This window comes from Streptomyces telluris (assembly GCF_024519335.1).
GTDB lineage: Bacteria > Actinomycetota > Actinomycetes > Streptomycetales > Streptomycetaceae > Streptomyces > Streptomyces telluris.
On record NZ_JANIID010000081.1, the window covers coordinates 1 to 1,525 of the forward strand.

The 1,525-nt window shown below is 71.0% G+C and carries 1 protein-coding gene; it reads left to right on the top strand.

The genetic code is table 11. The features are described 5' to 3' along the window. Positions 1–4: 4 nt before the first annotated feature. Positions 5–1,525: acetyl-CoA carboxylase biotin carboxylase subunit (locus NQU55_RS36170; protein ID WP_256791871.1), on the top strand; the 1,521-nt coding region annotated here is incomplete at its 3' end.

A 1,525-nucleotide genomic window follows, 5' to 3' on the forward strand; every position in this document is an offset into this window, starting at 1 on the left:
CATCGTGCGCAAGGTGCTCATCGCCAACCGTGGCGAAATCGCTGTCCGCGTAGCTCGCGCGTGCCGGGATGCCGGGATTGCCAGTGTGGCGGTCTACGCGGATCCGGACCGGGACGCGCTGCATGTCCGCGCTGCTGATGAGGCGTATGCGCTGGGCGGTGACACCCCGGCGACGAGCTACCTCGATGTGGCCAAGGTGCTTGCCGCGGCGGCCGAGTCGGGGGCGGATGCCGTTCACCCCGGGTACGGCTTCCTTTCCGAGAACGCCGACTTCGCCCAGGCGGTGCTGGATGCGGGGCTGACGTGGATCGGTCCGCCGCCGCAGGCGATCCGGGACCTGGGTGACAAGGTGGCGGCCCGTCACATCGCCCAGCGTGCGGGTGCGCCGCTGGTGGCCGGCACCCCGGACCCGGTGGCGGGTGCGGAGGAGGTCGTGGCGTTCGCGCGGGAGCACGGCCTGCCGATTGCGATCAAGGCTGCTTTCGGTGGTGGCGGGCGCGGCCTGAAGGTCGCCCGCACTCTCGAAGAGGTCCCCGAGCTCTACGACTCCGCCGTCCGCGAGGCCGTCGCCGCGTTCGGGCGCGGGGAGTGCTTCGTCGAGCGCTACCTCGACCGGCCCCGCCATGTCGAGACCCAGTGCCTGGCCGACAAGCACGGCAACGTCGTGGTCGTCTCCACCCGCGACTGCTCGCTGCAGCGCCGCCATCAAAAGCTCGTCGAGGAGGCCCCGGCGCCGTTCCTGTCGGCGGAGCAGAACGCCGAGCTCTACCGCGCCTCGAAGGCGATCCTGCGCGAGGCCGGCTACGAGGGCGCGGGCACGTGCGAGTTCCTCGTCGGCCAGGACGGCACGATCTCCTTCCTGGAGGTCAACACCCGCCTGCAGGTCGAGCACCCGGTCACCGAAGAGGTCACCGGCATCGACCTGGTCCGCGAGATGTTCCGCATCGCCGACGGCGAAGAGCTCGGCTACGACGACCCGCCGCTGCGCGGTCACTCGTTCGAGTTCCGTATCAACGGTGAGGACCCGGGCCGTAACTTCCTGCCCGCTCCGGGCACGGTCACCCGTTTCGATGCTCCCACCGGTCCGGGTGTGCGCCTGGATGCGGGTGTGGAGGCCGGGAGTGTGATCGGTCCGGCGTGGGACTCGCTGCTGGCGAAGCTGATCGTCACGGGTGCCACGCGTGAGCAGGCGCTGCAGCGGGCGGCGCGTGCGCTGGCGGAGTTCAAGGTCGAGGGCATGGCCACGGCGATTCCCTTCCACCGGGCCGTGGTGGCCGATCCCGCTTTCACCGCCGACCCGTTCCGGGTGCACACGCGGTGGATCGAGACGGAGTTCGTCAACACCATCGAGCCCTTCGCCGGCACGGCGGCCGAGGAAGAGGGCGAGGAGGCCGGCCGCGAGACCGTCGTCGTCGAGGTCGGCGGCAAGCGCCTCGAAGTCTCCCTGCCGTCCTCGCTGGGCATGACGCTGGCGCGCACCGCTGCTGCGGGCGGCGCCAAGCCGAAGCGCCGCGCGGCGAAGAAG